Below are 22,704 nucleotides of genomic sequence, written 5' to 3'. Positions count from 1 at the left end.
CATTAGGATGAAGGCGCGTTGGAATGAGAATGCCCGCATGGGCTTCTGATCTAACATCATCTTTGTAAGCCGATGTCATGAAATTAGCGAGTATCCCGGCACGGCATCCTTCCAACACATGCCGGGGGCGACCGCCCTGCAAGATCAGGGGGGTCGCCCATAGCTGCGGATCATATTGGCAAAGAACCGGGCCTCTGGAAGGCCCCGCTCTTTAGAGGTTTTCAGACTTCATGCAACACTCCAGGTGAATAACGCTTCAGCCGAAGGGCATTTCCAAGGACAAAGACGGACGACAGCGCCATGGCCCCGGCCGCAAAGACTGGTGACAAAAGAACGCCAAAGGCCGGCCACAACACGCCTGCTGCCACCGGGATCAGGGCGGCGTTATAGGCGAACGCCCAGAACAGGTTCTGCCGGATATTGCGCATCGTGGCCTTAGAGAGCGCGATCGCGTCCGACACGGCGGTCAGACGACGGGTCATCAGCACCACATCCGCGGCCTCGATCGCAATATCGGTGCCCGTGCCGACGGCAAGACCGACATCAGCCTCGGCCAGGGCCGGGGCGTCGTTGATGCCATCGCCGACATAAGCGACCCGGCCAAGTGCCTGCAGCCGTTTGACCGCGGCCACCTTTCCGTCGGGCAGCACCTCGGCCACGACCTCATCGATGCCCAGTTGGCGCGCGATGGCCTGCGCCGTGCGGGCGTTGTCGCCGGTGATCATCGCGACCTTCAGGCCAAGCGCGTGCAAGGCACGGATGGCCTGCGGCGCCGTCTTCTTGATCGGGTCGGCCACGGCCAGGATCGCTGCCAGACGGCCATCGATGGCCGCATAGAGCGGGGACTTACCCTCTTCGGCCAACTGCGCTGCGACGTCGGCGAAAAGTGCTACATCTAGACCGAGCTTCGTCATGAAGCGATCGGCGCCGATGTCGACCGTTTGGGTTCCCGCCTGCGCCTGGACGCCATAGCCGGTCTGCGACGTGAACCCGGACACATGCGGCAATGTCAGACCCTCTTCGGCCGCTGCCGCAACGATGGCGCGCGCGATCGGATGTTCGGACTTTGCCTCCACGGCGGCAACAGCCGCAAGCACGGAGGCGCGATCGAAACCGGGGGCGAGGTTCAGGTCGGTCAGCTGGGGGCGACCTTCGGTCAGCGTTCCGGTCTTGTCGAAGGCCACGACGCGAACCTCCTGAAGGGCCTGCAACGCCTCTCCCTTCCGGAACAGAATCCCCAGCTCTGCGCCCCGCCCGGTGCCGACCATGATCGAGGTCGGTGTCGCAAGGCCCATCGCGCAGGGGCAGGCGATGATCAGCACCGCCACGGCATTTACGAGCCCAAAGGTCAGTGCAGGATCGGGGCCGACGATCAGCCAGACGGCAAAGGTCAGCGTCGCCAAGGCCATCACGGCCGGCACGAACCACATCGTCACCCGGTCCACCAGCGCCTGGATCGGCAGCTTGCCGCCCTGAGCGGCCTCGACCATGCGGATGATCTGGGCCAGCATGGTGGCGTCGCCGACAGCAGTGGCGCGAAAGGTGAAGGCGCCGGTCTGGTTGATGGTGCCGCCGGTGACGGTGCTGCCGATGGTCTTTTCGACCGGGACGGGTTCACCCGAGATCATGCTCTCGTCGATCCAGCTGGCGCCGTCCGTCACGTCGCCGTCGACAGGTACCCGCTCGCCCGGGCGGACCTCAACGATATCGCCCGGCCGCACTTCGGCAATCGGCACTTCAATCACGATGTCGGCGCGGACCACCCGGGCCGTCTTGGCCTGCAGGCCGACAAGCCGCTTGATCGCCTCGGAGGTCCGGCCCTTGGCGCGGGCCTCCAGATACCGGCCAAGCAGGATCAGGGTGACGATGACCGCCGCCGCCTCGTAATAGACATTCACCGTGCCTGCGGGCAGCAGGGCAGGAACAAAGGTGGCAACCAGAGAATAGCCATAGGCTGCCGAAGTGCCAACCGCGACCAGGCTGTTCATGTCCGGAGCCAGCCGGGCCAATGCGGGAAAGCCCTTGGTGTAGAACCGTCGCCCGGGGCCGAGCAGCACTGCTGTGGTCAGGGCGAACTGCAGATACCAGCTGTTCTGCATGCCGATGGTGTTCATCACCGCCATATGCACCCATGTGAACAGGTGCGAGCCCATCTCAAGCAGGAAGACGGGCAACGTCAGCGCCGCGGCGATCCACAGGTCGCGCTTCAAGGCTGCCTCCTCGGCTGCCTTCCGGTCCGCGACTTCATCCGACACCGCAGAGGCCGAGACAGCGATCCGCGCGTCATAGCCGGCGCTATCGATCGCGCGGATCAGGGCTGCGGCATCCGCCTGACCAGTGATATGGGCCCGTTCGGTGGCCAGGTTGACCGTGGCCTCGGTCACGCCCGGCACGGATTTCAGCGCGCGTTCCACCCGGGACACGCAGGACGCACAGGTCATCCCCTCGATAGCCAGATCGATTGCGGGTGAGCGGACATCATAGCCGACGGTCTCGACCGCCCTGACCAGCGCTGACCGGTCCAGATTTAGACCAGCGATCTCTGCCCGTTCCGTGGCGAGGTTCACGGATGCCGTCTCGACCCGCGGTACCGCCTTCAGCGCCCGCTCTACTCGTCCGACACAGGACGCGCAGGTCATGCCCTCTATGTCCAAGACGACTGTCGAATGCAGGTCGGGTTTCATGTCGCTGCTGCTGATGTTCATGACGGATCACCTTCTAAAGCTTGTTCCGCTTTTACAGATGGGCATTCCCATCATGGGAAGGTCAAGCGTGAAGGCCGGAATACAATCGCGCGCTCTGTCATTGACCTTACCAGCATTGGAAACCCTATCTCGAGCCTGATGAGATCAATGTTCAAAGGAGGTCCTCATGCAGTTCCACATTGAAACCATGACCTGTGGCGGTTGTGCGCGCGGCGTCACCAAGGCCATCCAGTCCGTCGATCCGGCAGCAGATGTGAAAGCTGATCCTGCAACGCACACGGTCGATGTCACTTCGACCGCGTCGCGTGAGCAGTTGGTCGCAGTGCTGACGGATGCTGGTTTCGCACCGGCATAAGGAACGGCAGACGAAAGGCCCTTCCGCAAGGAAGGGCCTGACACCGAGTGATCCTGTGCAAGCGCATGGAACACTGATGTGATCAACGACCTGATCGGGGGGCAGTGGCCTGCCCGCTCAGATCGGCAGGCGATCCGGTTTTGAGATCAGATTTCGTCTCCAGATCGGCCACGTCCCGACGCAGGCTGTGCCATGACAACCTTCAATATCGCGCAAAGACGTCAGTGCCCGATGCGTTCCAGAGGATGACATCGAACGGTTCGGTCTGATCGCCCATCTCCATGCCGGGCGACCCGATCGGCATTCCGGGAACCGCCAAACCAAACGCATCAGGCTTCTGATCCAGAAGGGTGCGGATCGCGTCTCCCGGAACGTGGCCCTCAAGGACATAGCCATCGACAAGAGCAGTGTGACAGGACCGAAGAGGCTGAGGCAAAGGATGCTGATCCTTGAATGCGTCGACGTCATCCGAGAGGGTTTCCTCGACCGTGAATCCGGCGTCGCGCAAATGATCGATCCACGCGCCGCAGCAGCCACAGGCGGGTGATCGAACCACTGCAATCAGGGTGCTTTCAGGCATGGGTAAGGCGCTCAGGACAGCGCTTGCCGGTGCCAGAGCCGCTGCCAGCGTTCCGATAAAAAGACGTCTGTTGATCATGATATAAGCCTTTCCTTGATCGTCATTGGCTTTTGCATCCGCCGTTTGCGGTTGGCCTGCGTCGGATCTGCCCGCGTCTCCAGGTTCTGCAGGATGGGGCAGTCCGGGCGATCGTCACCTGCACAACATCGGGCCAGTTCCTCCAAGGTATCGGCCATCTCCTTCAGGTGCATGATCTTCTGCCGTAAGTCCTGAGCCCGAGCTTGCGCCAGAGCCTTCACGTCAGCGCTGCGCCGGTCAGTGTTACGCCACAGATCCAGCAGTTCGGTGATCTCACTGATCGGAAAACCAAGATCCCGCGCCCGCGCGATGAACCGCAGCATGTGGACGTCGGCATCGGCATAATCGCGATACCCTGAAGCCGTGCGCGCGGCTGCGGGGATCAGCCCGATCTGCTCGTAGTAGCGGATCATCTTGGCCGATACGCCCGAACGATAAGACGCGTCTCCGATGTTCATGGGCTTAGCTCCGTGTTGTCTATAAGACATATATGGGGCTTCCTATCATGGGAAGGTCAAAAGCTGCACGGTCCCCTTCTGAGGATGTCATCCTAGGAATGTCCGAGAGAAAGCCGCGCGGGCAATGCCGCGCGGCTCAAAGTGGGCTCAGTTGGCGTTTTCAGCCAACCAGGTAGTCATCTGCTCGATCTCACCGACTTGGGCGTCGATGATCTCTTGCGCCAGGGTCCGCATCTGATCGTCCTCGCCATGCTCCAGAAGCACTTCCGCCATGTCGATGGCGCCCTGATGGTGGGCAATCATCCCGCAGGCAAAGGCCACGTCGGCATTCTCATTCATCATGCCGTCGTGCATGGCGGGCATGGTGACCATCATGCGGCGCATGTTTTCCTGAACATGTTCGGGCATGGTCTCCATATCCATGCCGCCCATACCCATCATGGCGCCCATGCCGCCTGCATTGTTGCCGTGATGGGCAGAGCCTTGGGGCATTCCTCCCATCGGCATATCGCCAGCGGGCATTCCGGCGACAGGGGCGTCTCCTGCAGGCATTTCACCAGTGGCGGGCATTTCTCCGGCCGGTGCTGCCATGGCGCATTGCTCAGGCATCTGGAAATCAGCATCCTGGGCAAAAAGCGGCGTTGCGAGACTGCTTGCAGCGACAGCCGCAACGATAAGAGCTTTGTACGAGATCATTGTCATTCTCCGATGTTCGATTTTCCGGATCATTCCAGAAGTTCAGTGATGGTCAGGGTTCCCGCGACCCGGTCGACAGCAAAACGAACGTTCTGCCCCTCGCTCAGGTCATCGAGCATTTCCGGCTCTGCGACTTCGATAGGTGACGGCAGGACCAGCCTTCAGGGTTGAGACCGGCGACGTAGCATCGTCGACGCCCACAAGCCCGGCGGACGTATCCACAGGGGGCAACGGCGCACAGGCCACCGCAAGCAGCGGCATCGCAACTGCAAACACGAGTTTCATGAAACGTTTCCGCTTATGGATCAGAATAATGAAGGCCGCAGTCGCTCAGACCACGGCAGCCAGCGTTCGGATCAGACCCGCGGAGGGCGGCGCAGTCTTTCTGAGAAGGTCAGGTCTACCAGTGGGGCCGTGCGCAAGGCATAAAGGGCGTGGCTGAACAGAAAAGCCTGGGCAATGTCGCTGGAAGCCAAAAACGCGGTTATAGGGCACGCATGGGCCTTGCAGTGCGATCCTTGCTCTTCGGAGGAAGTGTCTTCGTCATGGATATGATCTTCGACAATGACGATATTCTGAAGAGAATGGTCTGAAGGGTCACCAGCACGGTGCTGCGAATGATCCTCCGAGCTATCGGCAGAGGCCGCTGTCAGCATCATGTCGCATTTCAGATCCATCGAAGCATTTCCAGCGGATGCAGTAACTCCCATCGAGACCAAGGTCACGATGAAGATCATAGCAAGCTGGCGCAGCACGCGGATCATGAGTGATGTCTATTGAGGTCAAAGTTCCACATCAATGGATTTCCAGAGGTTCGCGCATGAATGTTACCGTCTCAGTAAGATGTTGCTACCAGCATTTCGGCTTTCTTCACGTGCAGGGCAGCAGAGACTGCAGAAGGGAAAAGGAAGCCATTCGCCTACGAATGGCTACCCGAGGCTCAATAAGTTTCGACGATGGCGCTTTAATCGCTGCATACGTTGATGGTCATGTTGATCGACGTGCTATCGCGATTTCGCAGAACCAGACGCTACCACCATCAAAGGGCGCTTCGATGTTGCCCTCGCCATTAGTCGCGCTACTGCCGCGCTCGTAGTCGATGGACTCGTCGCCACTATGGGTATGGAGGTCGAAGTTGACCCTGCCGCCTTCGGTGGATCATTGGTCTATCTCAGACCCCCAACAGGCTTTCACGCTCTGACGCCATCATCTTTGCCGCAATCGGTGACGTGATCATCTGGATCACTGCAAAGAAAGCAGCGGGCACCGCGATTTCAGAAGGAAGACCCGATGCTGCAACGAATGCAGCCGCGATGCTGAATTCCTTTTTGCTCGTGGTGAACAGATAGGCGATCAGCTCCGCGCGATCCTCCGCGAACAGCTTGGCAATCATGCCGACAGCATAGCCGATCAGGTTCAGTGCCAAAGCTGCCAGAGCGATCACCAGCGCGTACCAGCCGTAGCCAAGGATCGTCGCTGAATTCGGCCCGATCACGGCCAGCAGAAGAACCAGATACAATACGGACCCCAGCCCAGGCCACGCATAGTCGAACCGCGATACCTGCTTCAGAAACTTGGTCCGCAGCCAGACGCCGACGACGGTCGGCACCACCACAACCAGCACCAGCTCCAGAACCACGGCGCCAACAGGAACGGTCAGCTCGATGCCTGTCAGCCACAGAAACAGGAATGGGATGATGAACGGGGACAAGGCCGTGTTCACGGCATTCAGGACAGCAGCCAAGGCGACATTGCCGCGTGCCAGCAGCACCAGGAGGGGTGCGGATACGTCAGTCGGGAGCATGCCGACCAACGTCTGTCCCGCCGCAAGGTGCCCGCTGCCGAAGAAGATGCGCCCGGTCAGCCAGCCTGCCAGCGACATTGGCCCATAGACCAGACCCAGAGCCCAAATCTGACGGCTCGGCTTGCGGAAAACGATCCGAACGGCCGCCGCGTCGAAGGTCAGGCTAATGACCAACATCAGGAGCGCCAGAAGGGGGCTGATCCCCGCCTCAAGCCCTATCCCGATAGAGGGCACGGCAAGTCCGAAAGCTGTGGTGGCAACCGCCATGAACAGCAGATTGTTTTCGACGAATCCAAGAAGCTTGCGCATGTCAAATGTCACAGTTCGCGTTTGTGGGACGTCCGCTGCACTTGGCGAAAAGAGCGATGGCCTGGTCGCACCATGCGCAATGGCCCTCGCAGCAATCGTGCATCAGAAAAGCGACCAGATCCGAAAGCGCAGGGAATTTGGCGCTGTAGATGATGGATTTCCCGTCACGCCAGTTTTCGACCAAGCCTGCGCTTTCCAGCTCTTTGAGGTGGAAGGAAACGAGCGATGGGCTGGCATCGCCCAAGGCTGCGGCAATGGCCCCGGACGCCATGCCTTTCGCACCTGCAAAGACCAGCAGCCGGATGATCCGCAGGCGGATTTCGTGAGACAGGGCCGCAAATCCGGCCAGGGCAGCTTTTTCTTCCATATCAATCAAACACTACAAGATTCGTTTGATCGTTGATCTGCTGAACCAGACAGACCGTCAAGAGGCGCTTATGCGTGCAGTGAAGTTCTTTTCAAGATATCCAATTTGACCCAAATATTTTATATATCCATCGATTATCGAATGGATACTTGATACAGCGTTAGATGAAATAAGACTTCTCACAAAAAATTCCGTGAAGGACTTGAGTCTATTGAAATTTAGTGGAAGATTAATAATTGGATATGAGCCAGTTGTTGGAGCGTGATATGAAAATTGGATCCTACGCTGTACTTGCAGCCGTCTTGGTCACTGCGGGTTGCGGAACTACAGCGGTAAATACCGTGGCTGGGAGCAATCCGCAGGAGCTTCCCCCAGAGTTGATCTCTCTTGCTGCGCCGGGGCAAGATGTGTCTACAGCGAGACTTCTTCCAAGTGATAATTGCTACTGGTACGAACATCGTGGGCAAGTGGAAACGACCTTGCTTCCGCTCACCACCGCTGCAGGCAGTCCTATATGTCAGAAATCACAGCCCTCAAGTTAATTAGAGGACATAAAAGAATCTAGATTCTTTTAGCTGCGGGATGTCACGCTCTCTGCTGTCGAATAGAGAAACGCGGTAGAGCCTGTTTCGACATTTGGATATAGGTCATTGATATGTGCCATGACCATCCGGACACAGCCAGAGCTCGCACTCGTCCCAATGCTTATTGGAAACGGGGTACCATGAATGCGCAGATACGTATCTCTCTCGCCGACGTAGAGATAAAGAGCGCGAGAGCCGAGCGCATTCCTTGGGCCTGGCTCTACGCCCCCTTCAAACTGGCCATAGATTTCTGGTTCCCGAGCAATCATACTCTGCGTCGGGGTCCAGTGCGGCCATTCGACTTTTCGCTTTATCGTATAGACACCAGGTTCATATAGATCTCCCCTACCGATGGCCACGCCGTAGCGCATTGCCGTTCCACCAGCTTCAATATGGTAGAGGTATTTCGCAACAGCATCCACGTGAATGTCGCCCGGCACTAAGCCGCTATTGGCTTGCACTCTTTGCGGGAGAAAGCGCGGGTGCAATCCCCAAGGATTGGATGTGAAGGCATCATATCCGGAAGGGGTGACCTGCGCATCCCAAGCAGCTTTTTGCCGCTCTGTTGGCCAAGACGCCGCAAGCAGGGGGGTGGAAATTGCGGCCGAGAAAAGCGCGGTGGTCGTTTGTATGAAGTGTCGTCTGCTTAACATATATGAGGCTCCTTTGCTTAACTCGATATCGGTTATTAATTCAGTTTAATATGATAAACCGCCCGTCATATTAAACTTTTTATTTTTTCCCTTTCGCCTTTTTTTATATGAATTTTTGAATCTTTGTCTAGCCAATGTCCATGCTTCTAGGGATAGATCATAACCGGAATTCCGGGTTGCAACATTGCATAGACGTCTTCTATTTCCTGGTCAGTCAATGCCAGACAGCCTGCAGTCCAGTCCCGATTCTTCGGTGCGAAGACATTGCCTTCGGGGCCGCGGCCATGGAACATGATATCGCTGCCCGCACTTCGACCGAATTGAGCTGCATAAGCTTTATCCTGTTCATTTGGATAAGATATGCCCACTGATAGGTGATATCGGCTCCGTGGATTAAAACGGTCTATGTAATATAGCCCCTCGGGCGTTTTTCCGTCGCCCTCGAATTGTTTTGGGCCGAGCGGTTGGTTTCCGAGGCCAAAGTTATACGATCTCAGAACGGTTTGCCCGTTCAACAGAAACATCCGCCGCTCAGCCTTGTTGACCACGACCTGAGTAACAGGGGGCCCTGAGTACCGTTTGAACTGTGGTATCGCTCCTCTTGCCGGCGTCGTCGACGGCGCGGATTTTCCACATGCAGCGAGAAGAGCAAGCAAAGCCAGCGAGGCATGGCGCCGGGAGAAGTTTGGCATCGATCTATTTCCTGCTCGGATGTTTTTTTATGATGCTTCAGGATAGCGGGTAAACACTTCACTGGTACCGTCCCGGCGAACAAGCAGGACATCGTATGCGTCGCGCTTTGTTTCCGGGCCCATACCGGGACTGCCGTATGGCATTCCTGGAACCGTCAGGCCGAGAGCTTCAGGGCGCTCTTGGAGCAAGCGCCGAATATCGTCAGCAGGGACATGTCCTTCCAGGAAGTAGCCATCGACGCTGCCGGTATGACAGGAAGTCAGTTCGATCGGTACGCCCAGATCGATTTTGTGCTGCATCAGCAAGGTGCCAAACCGCTCTTCACTCGTTACCTGGAAGCCGTTCTCCCGCAGGTAATTGGTCCACTGTTTGCAGCATTCGCAGCCGCTGCCCTCCACGACATGGATGGCAGGGCGGCTTTCAGCCCAGGATAAAGATGGCAGACCGCTGGCTGCGGCTGCCATCATCACGGCGCGTCGTGTCAGTTTGATCATTTTATGCCCCTCGATCCGTACGATGAGGATGTTTGAGTGCCATCAGCTTTCCGTTCCCGTGTCGTCGCGAAGAAAATAGCCGGTGGAGAGACGCGCTACTGTCAACATGACGCGGTCAGTCGGTTTGGCGATCGCTGTTCGGGGCGCCGGTGTTTTCTTGATCGGATCCGTTGGCTTGCCGTCGATGCGAACTTCGTAATGAAGGTTAGGTCCACTGACGAGACCGGTTGCGCCCACGTCACCGATCCTGGCCCCGGCATTCAACTCGACACCTGGAGCGATCCCCGCTGCAAAACGCGAGAGATGCGCATAGCGGGTCAAGACGCCCCCGCCGTGATCGACATCGATCGTCCGACCATATCCCCGCATGGTTCCTGCAAACACGACCGTTCCTGCGCCGGTGACGCTGACCGGCGTTCCGGTCCGTGCGGCGTAATCGACCCCCGTGTGCATTCGTTGCGTGCCAAGCACGGGGTGCCGGCGTTTGCCGAAGACCGAAGACAGCCGGGCTCCCGCGACAGGCCGCGCGGACTGCTGGACCTGCGCACCATTCCGAAACAGGATGAAGGGCTCTTCAACCGAGCCGGTCACGAGCTCGAAGATGTCCTTGTTCTTTTCGACCCGCGCATAGGCGAGTTGCGGGTAACCTACGACTGTTCCATCAGGCAGGATATTTTCGCTCCACATCAACGCGATGCGCTCGGTTCCTTCAAGGTCCCGAAAGTCGATCTGGCCTGCCAGGAGCGCCGCAAGGTCAACTGCGAAACTTTCGGGCGCATCGCGGGCGGCGAGCGCCTCAAAGAGAGAGCTGTCCAGGATAAAAGTTTCCCGGCGGTCCCGAAGCAGGATCTCCGTCTTGATCAAGGATGCTTCGAGAGGTTGCGTGAAATCCAGAACGATGTCCGTTCCGTCTTGGGTCAGAAGCGAAAGACGCGCAAGTTGGGAGGGATCGTCGGAAAACACACTCCATCTGAGGATTTGCCCCGGGCTAAGGGTCGACAGGTCGAAGACATCTGAAATCGCCAGTGCGGCCTCGGTCCGGAGAGGTGCGCCGATACCAGCATGCGACAATATCGAATCCAACGTGTCTCCCGGAACGACCTCATGTCGCGACATGGGGGCAACTGCCTCGGTGAGGTGAGTTAGCTCAGCCGGGGTTTCGGCGTGCGATGATGTCGTGACGGCAATCGCGCCGGCAGTCAGCAAGGCTTGCAAGATCATCAGGTCTGGTTTCCCGTCAGGCAATAAGGTCTGGCATTGGGGAGCAGGCTCCCCACGCAGCATCGATAGGTTGTCTACAGTTCGAAAAGGCGGGCGATGCAGACACCGATGATTGTTCCGGCCAAGCCGAAAGCAATCGCGTATCCACCCGCATATTGAACCCTGTCCAGTCGGGTGCCGCCGAGGGCGCGCGCACGCTGGACCCCTCGCACGCCGCCGATCAGGGCCGCAATGACCGTCAGCATCGGAATTGTCGCAGCGTTTGTTGGTTCATGTCGTATCTCGCCTCTCGTCATCGACACGCGCGTGTCTGCGACCTAAAGCAGCTAGAGGTTCAAGATGAAATGCCTCTCGATCACGGTCTTGTTAGGGGATCGGATGCTCTGATCTAATTCCCACTGCATCCGAGCCCTCCACTTCCCAGCATCCGTTTCCGTCATCGCCAGCTAATCACTGACCGGCATCGTCGATCGTGGGGTGGTTCGTAACGCACAGCGAATGATCGCCCAAGACCTCGATGACCCGACAATCGGATATCCGGTCACCCGCGCACTGGACCACCATACGCTCAAGTTCGGTCTTCAGGGCCGTCAGGCGGGCAAGACGGCTTTCAACCTCGGCAAGCTGCGCTTTGGCGATTGCGTCGGCTGCGGCACAGGGCTGATCGGGATCGTCGGACAGGCTGAGAAGGTCGCGGATGGCTTCGAGGGAAAAGCCAAGCTCGCGGGCGTGTCGGATGAACGCCAGTCGTTCATGGGCCTTGTGCGTATAAAGGCGCTGATTACCGGCGCTGCGCTCGGCTTCGGGCAGCAGGCCGATTTGCTCGTAGTAGCGGATCGTTGGCACTTTGACCCCCGTCGACGTTCCCAGCTTTCCAATCGTCAGCATGAACATTCTCCTTGAACCTATAGCTGCTAGAGGGAGTAAACCTCCGAATCGATGATGGCAACGGCCCTGCTTTCTGCAGAGGAGAGAATGATGACGATCGCAAATGAACCCGGCATGACCCTGTGCGACTGGACAGTGTCCGGAATGGATTGCGCCTCCTGCGCGACAAAGGTGCGCGGCGCGGTGTCCCGCTTGCCTGGCGTCAGGGATGTGGAGATCGGCATCATGTCCGAACGCCTGCGCCTGACCGTTGATGAACGCCTTACCGACACGGATAAGATCGAGAAGACCGTGCGTGCGCTCGGATACGGCATTCAGACCCGTGCAGCGGGAAAGAAGGATTTCGTGATCCCGGGGAGTGCGCCGGAGAGCCATCATGGCCACAGTCACGCCGATCACCCCGCTGTGGCGAAGACCGACCACTCCGGCCACGGCAGTCCCGGTCACGTCCATGACGACCCTGCAGACCGCGGCAAGGCATGGTACCAGACTGGCAAGGGCAGGCTGGTCATCCTGACCGGACTGCTGTTGGCGGCGGCTTGGGCAATGGAGCTGATCGCCCCGCAGATCGGGAGCTGGGCCTTCGTCGCGGCCTGCCTTATCGGTGTCGCCCCCGTCGCGCGTCGCGCTTTCGCCGCTGCGCGGTTGGGTCAGATCTTCACGATCGAGGGATTGATGACCATCGCAGCCTTGGGCGCGTTGTTCATCAATGCCGCCGAAGAGGCTGCCTTGGTGGTCTTTCTCTTTGCCGTGGGCGAGGTCCTGGAGGGTGTCGCGGCCGGAAAGGCAAGAGACGGCATCCGCGCCTTGGCAAACCTGGTTCCGAAAACGGCGCTCTTGGAGGTGGACGGCGTGACCCGGAAGGTTGCCGCGTCCAGCCTGACGATCGGTCAGACGGTGCTGGTCCGTCCCGGCGACCGGATCCCCGCAGACGGAGAGATTTCAGACGGCACGTCCGGGATCGATGAAAGCCCGGTGACCGGAGAAAGCATTCCCCGGACCCGCGGCCCGGGCGAAAATGTTTTTGCCGGTTCGATCAACACGGAAGCGGTCTTGCGGGTCACCGTGACGAAAGCGGCCGAGGACAACACCATTTCCCGGATCATCCGGCTGGTCGAGGAGGCGGAAGAAGCCCGCGCCCCCACGGAACGCTTCATCGACCGGTTCAGCCGGTGGTACATGCCTGCCATCGTTGCGGTTTCGGCGCTTGTCATCGTGCTCCCGCCGCTGATGTTCGGTCAGTCATGGGATACCTGGATCTATCGTGGACTGGCGCTCCTGCTGATCGGCTGCCCTTGTGCGCTGGTGATTTCGGTTCCGGCCTCGATCGCATCGAGCCTGTCCACCGGCGCGCGCCGGGGAATGCTGATGAAGGGCGGCGCGGTGATCGAAGCCGCGGCCAAGGTTTCCCATGTCGCCTTCGACAAGACCGGGACCCTGACCCACGGACGCCCGCAGGTCACCGACCTGGTGACGTTCGGAACCACGACTGAGGCGCAGCTGCTGGAGGTCGCCGCTGGTGTCGAGAGCGGATCGAGCCATCCCCTCGCCGTGGCGATCCTGGACAGGGCCAAAACGGCGGGCGTCACACCCCTGCCCGCCCGCGATGCACGCGTCTTGACCGGACGAGGGGTCGAGGCGACCGTAGGAGATGCCTCGGCATGGGTAAGTTCACCCCGGCACGCGTCGGAGAACGATGGCCTGGATGGTCTTGGCCTGCGTCAGGCGACCATCTTCGAGGAAGAGGGCAAGACGGCCGTCGCCGTCTATCGCAAAGGTGTCCCGCTCGGTCTTATCGCCATGCGTGACGAGCTGCGGCCCGATGCGGCGGAGGCTGTGCGCCAGCTGGCCGAAATGAGCATCTCCTCGATCATGCTGACCGGCGACAACCCACGCACAGCTGCCGCCATCGCCGAGGGGCTCAATATCCGGTTCGAGGCCGAGATGATGCCAGAAGACAAGCTGGCCGCCATTCGCGACATGAACGCTCAAGGTGGCGTCATGATGATCGGGGATGGCATCAATGACGCCCCTGCCCTGAAACAGGCCAGCATCGGTGTCGCGATGGGTTCCGGCACGGATGTCGCACTGGAGACCGCTGATGCGGCCATCCTGCGCGACAGGGTTACCGACATTCCGGCCCAGATCCGGCTGGCGCGGGCCACGATGGCCAATATCCGGCAGAACGTCAGTATTGCTCTAGGATTAAAGGCTATTTTTCTGGTCACCACCGTCCTTGGCATGACCGGTCTTTGGATCGCGATCCTGGCTGACACGGGCGCGACGGTCCTGGTGACCCTGAACGCCCTGCGCCTCTTGCGCTACAATCCCGAACAGAAGCGCTGAGGCGATAATGACTGGAATGGGCAGTGCAGCGCTGGTTCTTCTTGGCGCCTATCTGGCCCTGTTCTTCTGGGGATCTGCGATCAATGCCCGGGAGGCGCATCGTCCGGTCTGGTTGTTCCGTCTCGCCACGGGCGGCGACCGTCTTGCAGCGCTAGGCTTCCGAGCTGCGTTCGCTCTGGCCCTCCTTGGGTCGCTGGCATGGCGTCTCATGCCGAGCATGGGCGATCTTGATCCCCTGCGGTCCTTCCAGAATTCTGTGTGGATCGGTCTGGTGGGACTGTTCATGGCCAGCCTGGGTGCGATGCTGGCATTTGCCGCCCAGATGTCGATGGCTGCGTCATGGCGGATCGGGGTGGCCGAGGGGGCGACCGGCGCACTTGTCACGGCTGGATTGTTCGGTTTCAGCCGCAACCCCGTTTTTGTGGGTCAGCTCATGTTGCTGCTCGGAACCGCTCTGGCCGTGCCCTCCATCCCGGCAATTTTTGGGGTCCTGCTGTTTGCAGGCTCGGCGCTTGTTCAGGTCCGCTCAGAAGAACGTGAATTGCGGCGGACGCTAGGCCCTGCTTACGACATTTATTGCCAGTCGGTTCCGCGCTGGATCGGCATCCGGGAAAGGTCACTGCAATGAAGACGCTCCTGATCCTGGCGATGATCGTCGCCACTGCGGCTGCCGATCAGATCACCAAGCTCGCGGTCCTGCGGAGTTTGTCTCCCGGGGAAGTTCATGCCTTCGCTCCCGGCTTCAATCTGACACTTGGTTTCAACGAGGGGGCGAGTTTCGGCATGATGTCGGACTTTATGGCAGGTCGTCCCTTGCTGATGGTTGCCCTGACGGGTGCCCTGGCGATCATCTTTGCGGGAATGGCCTTTCGGGCGGACACGAGGCGCGAAGGCATAGGCCTCGCGCTGATCGTGGGGGGTGCTGTGGGCAATATCATCGACCGCCTGCGGCAAGGTGCCGTGACCGATTTTCTGGATGTCTACTGGCGTGATTGGCACTGGCCGACCTTTAACGGGGCCGACATCGCGATCAGCCTCGGCGCCTTGCTTGTGCTGACAGCCATGCTCCGTCCCTCCCGCTCGAAGGAACTCTCTTTTGACCGCACCTGACCCCCGGGGCCTGTCCCGGAATGATATCGCAATATCAACTGCCTTTCTGGTCGCACTCGCGGCTACGCTCGGCGCGCTGTTCATCGGCGAGGTATTGGGGCAGATGCCCTGCACCCTGTGCTGGTACCAGCGCATTGCCATGTTTCCGCTGGTTCCTGTCCTGGCCATCTCGCTGTGGCGCGGTGACGGTCTGGCACGTCTCTACGGATTGCCGCTGGCGCTGGCCGGGCTGGTCCTTTCCGGCTGGCATTCCGGCCTCTATGCTGGCCTGATCCCGCAGAGCATCGCGCCTTGCACCAAGGACGGCCCGTCCTGCACCGACCAGGCACAGACGATCCTGAGCCTGCCCATCCCCTATCTTGCATTCGCCGCCTTTGCAGCCGTTCTGGCCTGCCTCATCTTGTCGAAAGGAAAACGCCCATGAACCGCCGCACCGTGCTCATCGGAACATCTGCCATCGGGATTGCCGCCTTTGCCGGCGGCGCGCTCGTGCTGACGCGCAATCGTCAGGCCGAAGCGGACACTCTGGCCGCTGCTGCCCCGGCTGTGGAAACAGACATGCTGGTCCGCGGTCACGCGCCCAGCTTTGGACCAGAAGACGCCCCGATAACGCTGGTCGAGTTCTTCGATCCATCTTGTGAGGCTTGCCGCGCCTTTCATCCGGTCGTTCAGGACATCCGCGAGCAGTTTCCCGATCAGGTCCGCGTCGTGATGCGCTATGCGGTGTTTCACGAGGGGTCCGACGAGGCGGTCCGCATCCTGGAGACTGCGCGCATGCAGGACAAGTTCGAGCCTGTCCTCGATGCGCTGTTGGAACGGCAGCCGGAATGGGCTGTCCATGGCGCACCGCGAATGGACCTTGCATGGCAAATTGCGGCTGCGGCCGGTCTGGATATGGAAAAGGCGCAGACAGCCCGTCTGTCCCCCGATATCGTCGGCATCCTCAATCAGGACGCGGCCGATATCGCGGCGATCGGTGTACGCCAGACACCGACCTTCTTTCTCAATGGTCGCCAGATGAGGGATATCAGCATGGACAGCCTGCTTGCGGATGTGCGCAGTGCCGTGGAGGCATCCTGACCGGGCGGCCTAGGCCCGATCGGCGTAGGCCGCGAACAAGGCCAGTGTGCGCTCACTGACGTGATGCTCGATCCCTTCGGCATCTCGTTCCGCCGTCTCGGCATCCAGGCCGAGGCGGATCAGGAACCGCAGCACAATGGCATGGCGGCGGCGGCATTCCAGTGCCAGTCGTCGTCCCTCTTCTGTCAGAAAGACGGACCTGTATCGCTCGCGGGTGATCAGCCCCTCACGGGCCAGGCGATCCAGGGCCTTGGTGACCGTCGGCGCGCGCACCCCCAATCGTGCCGCGATATCCACCGGCCGGGCTTCACCCTGTTCATGGATCAGCTCTGCGATCAGTTCAACGTAGTCTTCGGCCAACTCGTTGCGCCGGGCAGCACGGACGCCATGAAAGGCCTCTGCCCGATTGTCCGGATGCACAGTATCGCTGGCGGTTGCGGTGGCATGATTGTCTGCGGTCATCTCGCAAGTGTCGCACTTATCGATTGACGGGTAAAGCCAACGGGTAGATTGTTAGCCACAGCTAACTTTTCCTTTCAAAGAAGGTTGCGCCGAATGTCCCGTTCCGCGTGGCGCCAAGAGCGCGACACCCCTTCCCTGTCGGAAGTGTTCCGCACGATCGCCGTTGGCGGCGGCACGACGCGTTTCCGGCGCTTTCTATCCTCCGTCGGGCCCGGCTACCTGGTCGCCGTCGGATATATGGACCCCGGCAACTGGGCGACCTCGTTGGCGGGCGGCGCCGCATTTGGCTACACGCTGCTGTTCGTGGCGCTGTTGTCCAATGTCATGGCAATTCTCCTGCAGTCATTATGTGCGCGGCTGGCAGTGGCGTCGGGGCGGGACCTGGCCCAGGCATGCCATGACGCTTATCCAAAATGGCTGTCGTTTCCGCTGTGGATCTTTGCCGAACTGGCGATCATCGCCACCGATCTGGCTGAGGTGATCGGTACCGCCATCGGCTTAAATCTCCTCTTCGGAATCCCCCTCGAAATCGGGATCTTCATCACCGCTGCTGACGTATTCCTGATCCTGTGGCTTCAGAACAAGGGCTTCCGGTGGGTCGAGGCCTTCATCATTGCGATGCTGGCAACGATCACCGCCTGTTTTGCGGTCCTGATCGCGCAGGCCGACCCCGAATGGGGCGCGGTGATCGCAGGGTTTGCGCCAAGCCGGGAGATCATCGGCAATCCCGACATGCTGTATCTTGCGCTTGGCATCATCGGCGCGACAGTGATGCCCCACAACCTGTATCTGCATTCCGGGATCGTGCAGACCCGTGCCTATGGCCTCGATCTGCCCTCGAAACGGGAGGCCCTGCGATTGGCCACCTGGGATTCGACCGTCGCACTGATGTTCGCGCTGCTGATCAATTGCGCGATCCTCATTTTGGCCGCTGCTGCGTTCTACACTGTCGGGGAAACTGAAGTGACCGAAATCGACAAGGCGCATCTGCTGCTGGCACCGTTGCTTGGTTCCGAGATTGCACCAGTGCTGTTTGGTCTGGCGCTGCTGTGTTCAGGACTGAATTCGACCGTAACGGCGACCATGGCTGGCCAGATTGTCATGGAAGGCTTCATCAAGCTGCGCCTTAAACCATGGCAGCGGCGCCTGATAACCCGAGGCTTTGCCATTCTGCCGGCAACTGCAGTAATTCTGGTGTATGGCAGTGAAGGCACAGGTCAGCTTCTGATCCTCAGTCAGGTCGTGCTGTCCTTCCAGCTGCCTTTTGCGATTGTTCCGCTGGTGATGTTTACCGCCAGCCGCGCCAAGATGGGGCCGATGGTATCCCCGCGCTGGTTGACCGGCCTATGCGCCCTGATCGCCGTCATCATCATCGTGCTGAACGTGAACCTGTTGGCGACAGTTCTGGGCTGACTTTGGTGTCACCAATGCGTGACGGCAGGCTTTCTTGCTTGAAGCTCATGTGGCTAGAGGCTTTAGGCCTCGGGAAACGATCACGGATGCAGGCAACATGCGGCTGACCACGCTTCAAAAATTTCTCTGGGCGGCTGTTGCCGTGGCTCTGGTGGCTATGGGCGCGGCCTTTCTGCTCGTCGACCGCAGCCCCGAACCGATCGCTCAGGCGGCGTTTCGTCCAACCTTCAGCCTACCCGACGCGGGGGGACGCCTGCGCACCCCGGCCGATTTCGAGGGCAAGCATCTTCTGGTATTTTTCGGGTTCACGAACTGCCCTGATATCTGCCCGACCACCTTGGCCGAGGTGGCTCAGGTCATGGACGATCTGGGTGATCAGGCAGGCGAGGTGCAGCCACTGTTCATCTCGATCGACCCCGAGCGCGACCGGGAAATGGGTCTTGCCGAGTATACCGAGGCGTTTCATCCCTCAATCCTGGGCCTTGCCGGAGATGCGGCACAAACCCGCGCTGCGGCGGACAGTTTTCGCATCTATTACGAGCGCGAAGCCAATTTGGAGGCTCTTGATGGGTATGCCATGTCCCACAGCCCTGGCCTTTACCTGATCAGCCCCGAGGGAGACTGGCTTGGCCAGTTCACCTACGGCACGCCCGCATCCGAAATCGTCGCCGACCTTCAAGCCAGATTGTGACCCACATGAAACGCATCTTTACCACCCTCGCCCTGATCGCCGCCGCGGGCCCTGCCCTGGCCTGCGAAACCGTGACAACCGGTCCGTTGGAGGTCTCTCGGGCCTGGTCCCGTGCCTCCATTGGCACAGCGCGGCCCGGCGTGGTCTATCTGACCATCCGAAATTCCGGCACGGCAGATGATGCATTGATGTCCATCACCACACCTGCAGCAGATATGCCCATGCTGCACCAGACGGTCATGACCGACGGGATCGCCTCGATGCCCCATGCGATGGAGGTTCCGGTCCCCGCAGGGGGTCAGGTCGCGCTGGAACCAGGGGGCTATCACGCCATGCTGATGGATTTGACCCAAGTTCTGGAAGAGGGCGAGACATTCCCTGTGACACTGACGTTTCGCGATGCCGGTGAGGTGACCATTCCCGTCACCGTCCAGAATATCGGCGCGAGCGAGCCGACCTGCACATCACCCGACGAATGAGATCGGCAACCCTGCTGCGCGGTGTTGCCATGGCGGGGGCTGCGGTGGTGTTCATGCTGTCTGTTGGCTGGTGGCAAACGCGTGATCGGGCACAGGACGCTGCGGGCGTTCTGCCCCTCTCGATCGATCGCATGTCATTCACGCTGATGGATCAGAATGGAAAAACGGTCGAGCCACAGGACTGGCTGGGTCGCCCGACAATGGTGTTCTTCGGTTTCACCTGGTGTCCGGATATTTGCCCCACCACGCTCAGTGACATCTCCGGCTGGCTTGAGGCCCTCGGGCCCCAAGCGGACCAGATGAATACGGTTCTGATTTCAGTGGATCCGGAACGTGACACACCGGAAGTGCTCGACGACTACCTGTCTAATTTCGATCCCCGCATAACGGGGCTGACGGGCCCCCTGCCCCAGATTGAGGCGGCTGCGGAGGGATTTCGGGCCACATACAGAAAGGTGCCCGCAGAGGAGGGTGATTATACAATGGATCACACTGCAGGCGTGTTCTTGTTTGATGCCGATGGTCGTTTTGCCAACATCATCGACTATCATGAGGACCCTCGTTATGCGGTCCCGAAAATAACTCGTATCATTAAATAGAAAAACGCAAAATCCGATTGTGTCAGCGTAAGGCATTCCGCGAGTGGGGCATCGCCTTTTACTGCAGCTAGTGAGTGCATGGGAATGATGGAGGGTCCAGGAATGGGAACGATGATGCTGGCATGCGGGCTGTTCATGCTGCTCGTGGTGGTGGTACTTACGCTGGCCATTATGGCGCTGGTGAAACATCTTCTGAGGCGGGATAAAAAGGCTTAGCCTGACCCTGTCTTACGCAGGGGCCCTTGCACTGGCCGCGTGAGCAACGCAGCCAGAAGTCTCTGCTGAGGGTTTAGCCTTTATTGGCGATCATTTGACGCTTAGTGACGCTACCTTCGAACAGGAGATCTACGCTGCCACCGGTGCGCCCTGCCACGACGCGGGCCTCAAGCGCCAGCCCGACTGCACGCGCAGGGTAGAAACAGTCGCGGGTCAGCTCCGCCACACGACAAAACCGGCCACAACTGGCGCCATGCTGACAGTCAGCTGTTCCGATATCCTCGTCCTTGAAGACCAGCAGGCGTCAGATCGTAGCTTTCGTCACTTTGCTATTTCCGGGGAGTTGCTCATCGGTCTGGAGGAGATCAGTGCCGGCGTGACCCTCCTTGATCACGTGACCCATCACAAAGCCGCCGTAGCAGAGCAGAAGACTACAACGGCCGGTACTCTTCGGCAGTACTCCAACGAGTTGGTCGCTGTCCTGAGCCAATTCCAATTACCCATTGGCAGTGCGGGCTCAGCAAATTTCGGAAGAAGGCTGTCGAGCCCCTATGCGAACAGACGATCTGCTATGCCTCTACGCCCCTTATCGGCGGCCTGACACTGCCAGACACATCCTGTTCATCATGTCTCTGTGATGAAGCATTGCACTTGGGCGTGATGGCGGGACGCAAGATTGCTGCCTGAAACTTGTTATCCGTCGCAATACGCCCCCGTGGCGACGTGTCTTTTGATACATAGAATGCGTCATGCTTTGCGTACGATGAAGTTGCGCGCTTCACATATGATGGTAAGCGCGACGTCGCGGCCCTATGCGGTGAGGCTTGACGGCTGTGCGTGCCGCCAGGGCATAAGGTCTTCGATGCGGGATTTGGGGTGTCCGTCGAGGATGGCGCGGAGGGTGTCGGCGAGATAGTCGACGGGGTTCACGCCGGCCATTTTGCAGGTGGCGACGAGCGAGGCGAGCATGGCCCAGTTCTCGGCGCCGACCTCGTTGCCGGCGAAGAGGGCGTTCTTGCGGGTCAGCGCGATCGGACGGATCTGGTTTTCGACCGGGTTGGTGTCGAGCTCGAGGGTGCCGTCGTCGAGGAAGCGGATCAGGCCGGGCCAATGCGCGAGGGTATAGCGGATATCCTCGGCCAGAAGGGATTTCTGCGGGATGCGCGACAGCTGAGTTCCAAGCCAGGGCTTGAGCGCGGCGATGATCGGGGCGGCCTGGGCGCTCCGGACGGCGAGACGGTCGGCGGGAGCCTGGCCGCGCACGGTCTTCTCGATCTGATACAGCAATGCGATCTGGCGCAGCATCTCCTCGGCGATGGGCGAGCCCTCGCTTTCAAAGCGCTTCACGAAGCGACGGCGGACATGGGTCCAGCAGTTGACCAGCTGCCACGGCCCCTCATCGCGCGTGATCTCGGTCAGCGCGTTGTAGGACTGGTAGGCGTCACATTGCAGGAACCGGCCGCGGTATCCGGCGAGGAACTTTAGCGGATGCTCCCGTCCTCGGCCGGGGGCGTAGTGGAACAGCACGATGGGCGGACCGACACCGCCATGGCCGCGATCGTCGGACACGACGGCCCAGAAGTAGCCGCTCTTGGTGGCCTTCCGGCCCGGATCGAGCACCGGCGCGCGGGTCTCGTCCACGAAGATCCGGTCGGCGCCGCGCAGATGAGCCTTCATGTGGTCGATGACAGGCATCAGGTGGAAGCAGGCGCGCCCCGTCCAGTTGCCGAGTGTTCCACGGTCGAGGTGGAGACCTTGCCGCTCGAAGATCCCCGCTTGGCGGTAGAACGGAAGGTGGTCGCCGAACTTCGAGACGATGATCCACGCGATCAGCCGTTCGGTCGGCAGCCCGCCAGGGACGACATGCTCAGGGGCATGGGCCTGCACCACGACCTGCGAACAGCGGCGACAGGCGTATCTCGGGCGCCGCGTCACCAGCACTTGGAACTGCGCCGGGATTACGTCGAGCCGCTCGGATATATCTTCCCCGATCCGGGCCATCTCACCGCAGCCGCAGGGGCATTGGATGCTGGCGGGCTCGATCACGCGCTCGACCCTGGGCAGGTGCGCCGGCAGATGCCCGCGGTTGCGCGCGGGCTTACGAGGTTCTTCCCCGCGCGTTTGGGCAAGCGCGGCCTCTGCTTTCTCCTGCGCGGCCGCGAGGACGCCTTGGGCCAGTTCGGCATCCTCGAGCGGCAGATTGAATTGGTCGGGTGACAGCTTCTCGGAACTCTTGCCGAAGCGCTCGCGCTGCGATGCCCGCAGGATGCCCTCCAGCCGACGATTGGCCTCCTGCACCTCCACGAGCGCCGCCTCGACCTCGGTCAGGCGGGCCTTCAGATGAGCGTTCTCACGGCTGAGGGCATCGGCATCCATGCCTCGGAGTGAATCACGCAAACGCGGTTCTGGCTAGCAAAAACAGG

27 protein-coding genes are annotated in these 22,704 nt (G+C 60.0%); 11 read left to right on the top strand and 16 right to left on the bottom strand.

The genetic code is table 11. The features are described 5' to 3' along the window. Nucleotides 1-221: 221 nt before the first annotated feature. Nucleotides 222-2,705: a heavy metal translocating P-type ATPase gene (locus SY26_RS18440; RefSeq protein ID WP_046001743.1), complete on the bottom strand. Its 2,484-nt coding sequence runs from the start codon at nt 2,703-2,705 to the stop codon at nt 222-224. Here SY26_RS18440 and SY26_RS21710 point away from each other — a divergent pair. Both SY26_RS21710 and SY26_RS18435 read left to right on the top strand, forming a co-directional pair. Then, nucleotides 2,683-2,844, top strand: coding sequence for a hypothetical protein (locus tag SY26_RS21710; RefSeq protein ID WP_198143218.1), 162 nt, complete (start codon nt 2,683-2,685; stop codon nt 2,842-2,844). The genes SY26_RS18440 and SY26_RS21710 overlap by 23 nt on opposite strands. Nucleotides 2,845-2,871: 27 nt before the next feature. Next, the gene (locus SY26_RS18435; RefSeq protein WP_046001742.1) at nt 2,872-3,060 is read left to right on the top strand and encodes a heavy-metal-associated domain-containing protein; all 189 of its coding nucleotides are present in this window, start codon (nt 2,872-2,874) and stop codon (nt 3,058-3,060) included. Nucleotides 3,061-3,262: 202 nt separating this feature from the next. On the opposite strand, the gene SY26_RS18430 is transcribed toward SY26_RS18435, so the two are convergent. The 13 genes from SY26_RS18430 to SY26_RS18390 all read right to left on the bottom strand — a co-directional run bounded on the left by SY26_RS18430 (nt 3,263) and on the right by SY26_RS18390 (nt 11,885). Next, nucleotides 3,263-3,718 (bottom strand): DUF411 domain-containing protein, encoded by a 456-nt coding sequence (locus SY26_RS18430; RefSeq protein ID WP_046001741.1) that lies wholly within the window; start codon nt 3,716-3,718, stop codon nt 3,263-3,265. After that, on the bottom strand, nt 3,715-4,176 hold the full coding sequence (gene cueR, locus SY26_RS18425; protein WP_084693929.1) for a Cu(I)-responsive transcriptional regulator: 462 nt from the start codon (nt 4,174-4,176) through the stop codon (nt 3,715-3,717). Before cueR ends, SY26_RS18430 begins: the two co-directional genes overlap by 4 nt. A gap of 147 nt (nt 4,177-4,323) precedes the next feature. Next, nucleotides 4,324-4,905 carry a DUF305 domain-containing protein gene (locus tag SY26_RS22080; protein WP_255352899.1) on the bottom strand — a complete coding sequence of 194 codons (582 nt, stop codon included), beginning with the start codon at nt 4,903-4,905 and terminating at the stop codon, nt 4,324-4,326. Further along, the gene (locus SY26_RS20680; protein WP_255352903.1) at nt 4,902-5,012 is read right to left on the bottom strand and encodes a copper-binding protein; all 111 of its coding nucleotides are present in this window, start codon (nt 5,010-5,012) and stop codon (nt 4,902-4,904) included. Before SY26_RS20680 ends, SY26_RS22080 begins: the two co-directional genes overlap by 4 nt. Nucleotides 5,013-5,228: 216 nt before the next feature. After that, entirely contained in the window at nt 5,229-5,636 is a 408-nt protein-coding gene (locus SY26_RS18415) for a hypothetical protein (protein WP_046001740.1), read from the bottom strand. A gap of 407 nt (nt 5,637-6,043) precedes the next feature. Further along, nucleotides 6,044-6,985: a bile acid:sodium symporter family protein gene (locus SY26_RS18410; protein ID WP_046001739.1), complete on the bottom strand. Its 942-nt coding sequence runs from the start codon at nt 6,983-6,985 to the stop codon at nt 6,044-6,046. Between the two features lies 1 nt (nt 6,986). Then, nucleotides 6,987-7,352, bottom strand: coding sequence for a helix-turn-helix transcriptional regulator (locus SY26_RS18405; RefSeq protein WP_046001738.1), 366 nt, complete (start codon nt 7,350-7,352; stop codon nt 6,987-6,989). A 571-nt stretch (nt 7,353-7,923) separates the two neighbouring features. Further along, nucleotides 7,924-8,589 carry a L,D-transpeptidase gene (locus tag SY26_RS20670; protein WP_084693927.1) on the bottom strand — a complete coding sequence of 222 codons (666 nt, stop codon included), beginning with the start codon at nt 8,587-8,589 and terminating at the stop codon, nt 7,924-7,926. A gap of 146 nt (nt 8,590-8,735) precedes the next feature. After that, the gene (locus tag SY26_RS20665; RefSeq protein WP_084693926.1) at nt 8,736-9,281 is read right to left on the bottom strand and encodes a murein L,D-transpeptidase family protein; all 546 of its coding nucleotides are present in this window, start codon (nt 9,279-9,281) and stop codon (nt 8,736-8,738) included. A gap of 27 nt (nt 9,282-9,308) precedes the next feature. Then, nucleotides 9,309-9,776, bottom strand: a complete 468-nt coding sequence (locus SY26_RS20660; RefSeq protein WP_084693925.1) for a DUF411 domain-containing protein — start codon at nt 9,774-9,776, stop codon at nt 9,309-9,311. 42 nt (nt 9,777-9,818) lie between these two features. Next, entirely contained in the window at nt 9,819-10,997 is a 1,179-nt protein-coding gene (locus SY26_RS18395) for a M23 family metallopeptidase (protein WP_052715376.1), read from the bottom strand. Nucleotides 10,998-11,071: 74 nt separating this feature from the next. Continuing rightward, nucleotides 11,072-11,242, bottom strand: coding sequence for a hypothetical protein (locus tag SY26_RS21705; RefSeq protein ID WP_198143211.1), 171 nt, complete (start codon nt 11,240-11,242; stop codon nt 11,072-11,074). Between the two features lie 205 nt (nt 11,243-11,447). Further along, nucleotides 11,448-11,885, bottom strand: coding sequence for a helix-turn-helix domain-containing protein (locus SY26_RS18390; protein WP_045980921.1), 438 nt, complete (start codon nt 11,883-11,885; stop codon nt 11,448-11,450). An 87-nt stretch (nt 11,886-11,972) separates the two neighbouring features. Here SY26_RS18390 and SY26_RS18385 point away from each other — a divergent pair, with 87 nt between their 5' ends. From SY26_RS18385 to SY26_RS18365, 5 genes are read left to right on the top strand one after another with little or no spacing between them, the layout of a single operon-like run. Continuing rightward, nucleotides 11,973-14,231 (top strand): heavy metal translocating P-type ATPase, encoded by a 2,259-nt coding sequence (locus tag SY26_RS18385; protein WP_232303400.1) that lies wholly within the window; start codon nt 11,973-11,975, stop codon nt 14,229-14,231. Nucleotides 14,232-14,247: 16 nt separating this feature from the next. Then, entirely contained in the window at nt 14,248-14,859 is a 612-nt protein-coding gene (locus SY26_RS18380) for an isoprenylcysteine carboxylmethyltransferase family protein (RefSeq protein WP_052715375.1), read from the top strand. After that, complete coding sequence (gene lspA / locus SY26_RS18375) at nt 14,856-15,341, top strand: signal peptidase II (RefSeq protein WP_046001735.1); 486 nt, start codon at nt 14,856-14,858, stop codon at nt 15,339-15,341. The genes SY26_RS18380 and lspA overlap by 4 nt, the downstream gene beginning before the upstream one ends. Then, nucleotides 15,328-15,765 carry a disulfide bond formation protein B gene (locus SY26_RS18370; protein WP_369799453.1) on the top strand — a complete coding sequence of 146 codons (438 nt, stop codon included), beginning with the start codon at nt 15,328-15,330 and terminating at the stop codon, nt 15,763-15,765. Before lspA ends, SY26_RS18370 begins: the two co-directional genes overlap by 14 nt. Beyond that, nucleotides 15,762-16,421, top strand: coding sequence for a thioredoxin domain-containing protein (locus SY26_RS18365; RefSeq protein ID WP_046001734.1), 660 nt, complete (start codon nt 15,762-15,764; stop codon nt 16,419-16,421). The genes SY26_RS18370 and SY26_RS18365 overlap by 4 nt, the downstream gene beginning before the upstream one ends. Before the next feature lie 9 nt (nt 16,422-16,430). Here the strand turns inward: SY26_RS18365 and mntR are convergent, their stop codons facing one another. Continuing rightward, entirely contained in the window at nt 16,431-16,883 is a 453-nt protein-coding gene (mntR, locus tag SY26_RS18360) for a manganese-binding transcriptional regulator MntR (protein ID WP_042252241.1), read from the bottom strand. Between the two features lie 93 nt (nt 16,884-16,976). On the opposite strand from mntR, the gene SY26_RS18355 reads away from it, so the two are divergent. The 4 genes from SY26_RS18355 (at nt 16,977) to SY26_RS18340 (ending at nt 20,065) form a co-directional block, all read left to right on the top strand. Next, a complete protein-coding gene (locus SY26_RS18355) occupies nt 16,977-18,296 on the top strand; it encodes an Nramp family divalent metal transporter (protein WP_046001733.1) in 1,320 nt (439 codons plus the stop codon). Nucleotides 18,297-18,393: 97 nt separating this feature from the next. Next, nucleotides 18,394-18,987: an SCO family protein gene (locus tag SY26_RS18350; RefSeq protein ID WP_046001732.1), complete on the top strand. Its 594-nt coding sequence runs from the start codon at nt 18,394-18,396 to the stop codon at nt 18,985-18,987. Nucleotides 18,988-18,992: 5 nt separating this feature from the next. Next, nucleotides 18,993-19,466 carry a copper chaperone PCu(A)C gene (locus SY26_RS18345; protein WP_046001731.1) on the top strand — a complete coding sequence of 158 codons (474 nt, stop codon included), beginning with the start codon at nt 18,993-18,995 and terminating at the stop codon, nt 19,464-19,466. After that, on the top strand, nt 19,463-20,065 hold the full coding sequence (locus SY26_RS18340; RefSeq protein WP_046001730.1) for an SCO family protein: 603 nt from the start codon (nt 19,463-19,465) through the stop codon (nt 20,063-20,065). The genes SY26_RS18345 and SY26_RS18340 overlap by 4 nt, the downstream gene beginning before the upstream one ends. A gap of 1,026 nt (nt 20,066-21,091) precedes the next feature. Here SY26_RS18340 and SY26_RS18330 read toward each other — a convergent pair. Further along, nucleotides 21,092-22,657, bottom strand: coding sequence for an IS66 family transposase (locus tag SY26_RS18330; RefSeq protein WP_046001728.1), 1,566 nt, complete (start codon nt 22,655-22,657; stop codon nt 21,092-21,094). Between the last annotated feature and the right edge of the window lie 47 nt (nt 22,658-22,704).

The organism is Paracoccus sp. 228, assembly GCF_000967825.1.
Lineage (GTDB): Bacteria > Pseudomonadota > Alphaproteobacteria > Rhodobacterales > Rhodobacteraceae > Paracoccus > Paracoccus marcusii.
The sequence above is the reverse complement of the archived record's forward strand: the minus strand, read 5'-3'. Positions and strand labels throughout refer to the sequence as shown.

Bases quoted from the DNA above. Each gene is read 5' to 3' on its own strand.
- SY26_RS18340 (WP_046001730.1), top strand. From the start codon at position 19,463: ATGAGATCGGCAACCCTGCTGCGCGGTGTTGCCATGGCGGGGGCTGCG.
- SY26_RS18440 (WP_046001743.1), bottom strand. From the start codon at position 2,705: ATGAACATCAGCAGCAGCGACATGAAACCCGACCTGCATTCGACAGTC.
- SY26_RS22080 (WP_255352899.1), bottom strand. From the start codon at position 4,905: ATGATCCGGAAAATCGAACATCGGAGAATGACAATGATCTCGTACAAA.
- SY26_RS20665 (WP_084693926.1), bottom strand. From the start codon at position 9,281: ATGCCAAACTTCTCCCGGCGCCATGCCTCGCTGGCTTTGCTTGCTCTT.
- SY26_RS18395 (WP_052715376.1), bottom strand. From the start codon at position 10,997: ATGATCTTGCAAGCCTTGCTGACTGCCGGCGCGATTGCCGTCACGACA.
- mntR (WP_042252241.1), bottom strand. From the start codon at position 16,883: ATGACCGCAGACAATCATGCCACCGCAACCGCCAGCGATACTGTGCAT.
- lspA (WP_046001735.1), top strand. From the start codon at position 14,856: ATGAAGACGCTCCTGATCCTGGCGATGATCGTCGCCACTGCGGCTGCC.
- SY26_RS20660 (WP_084693925.1), bottom strand. From the start codon at position 9,776: ATGATCAAACTGACACGACGCGCCGTGATGATGGCAGCCGCAGCCAGC.
- SY26_RS18355 (WP_046001733.1), top strand. From the start codon at position 16,977: ATGTCCCGTTCCGCGTGGCGCCAAGAGCGCGACACCCCTTCCCTGTCG.
- SY26_RS18435 (WP_046001742.1), top strand. From the start codon at position 2,872: ATGCAGTTCCACATTGAAACCATGACCTGTGGCGGTTGTGCGCGCGGC.
- SY26_RS18390 (WP_045980921.1), bottom strand. From the start codon at position 11,885: ATGCTGACGATTGGAAAGCTGGGAACGTCGACGGGGGTCAAAGTGCCA.
- SY26_RS18405 (WP_046001738.1), bottom strand. From the start codon at position 7,352: ATGGAAGAAAAAGCTGCCCTGGCCGGATTTGCGGCCCTGTCTCACGAA.
- SY26_RS18365 (WP_046001734.1), top strand. From the start codon at position 15,762: ATGAACCGCCGCACCGTGCTCATCGGAACATCTGCCATCGGGATTGCC.
- cueR (WP_084693929.1), bottom strand. From the start codon at position 4,176: ATGAACATCGGAGACGCGTCTTATCGTTCGGGCGTATCGGCCAAGATG.
- SY26_RS21705 (WP_198143211.1), bottom strand. From the start codon at position 11,242: ATGCTGACGGTCATTGCGGCCCTGATCGGCGGCGTGCGAGGGGTCCAG.
- SY26_RS20670 (WP_084693927.1), bottom strand. From the start codon at position 8,589: ATGTTAAGCAGACGACACTTCATACAAACGACCACCGCGCTTTTCTCG.
- SY26_RS18410 (WP_046001739.1), bottom strand. From the start codon at position 6,985: ATGCGCAAGCTTCTTGGATTCGTCGAAAACAATCTGCTGTTCATGGCG.
- SY26_RS18350 (WP_046001732.1), top strand. From the start codon at position 18,394: ATGCGGCTGACCACGCTTCAAAAATTTCTCTGGGCGGCTGTTGCCGTG.
- SY26_RS18430 (WP_046001741.1), bottom strand. From the start codon at position 3,718: ATGATCAACAGACGTCTTTTTATCGGAACGCTGGCAGCGGCTCTGGCA.
- SY26_RS18380 (WP_052715375.1), top strand. From the start codon at position 14,248: ATGGGCAGTGCAGCGCTGGTTCTTCTTGGCGCCTATCTGGCCCTGTTC.
- SY26_RS21710 (WP_198143218.1), top strand. From the start codon at position 2,683: ATGTCGCTGCTGCTGATGTTCATGACGGATCACCTTCTAAAGCTTGTT.
- SY26_RS18385 (WP_232303400.1), top strand. From the start codon at position 11,973: ATGATGACGATCGCAAATGAACCCGGCATGACCCTGTGCGACTGGACA.
- SY26_RS18345 (WP_046001731.1), top strand. From the start codon at position 18,993: ATGAAACGCATCTTTACCACCCTCGCCCTGATCGCCGCCGCGGGCCCT.
- SY26_RS18330 (WP_046001728.1), bottom strand. From the start codon at position 22,657: ATGGATGCCGATGCCCTCAGCCGTGAGAACGCTCATCTGAAGGCCCGC.
- SY26_RS18415 (WP_046001740.1), bottom strand. From the start codon at position 5,636: ATGATCCGCGTGCTGCGCCAGCTTGCTATGATCTTCATCGTGACCTTG.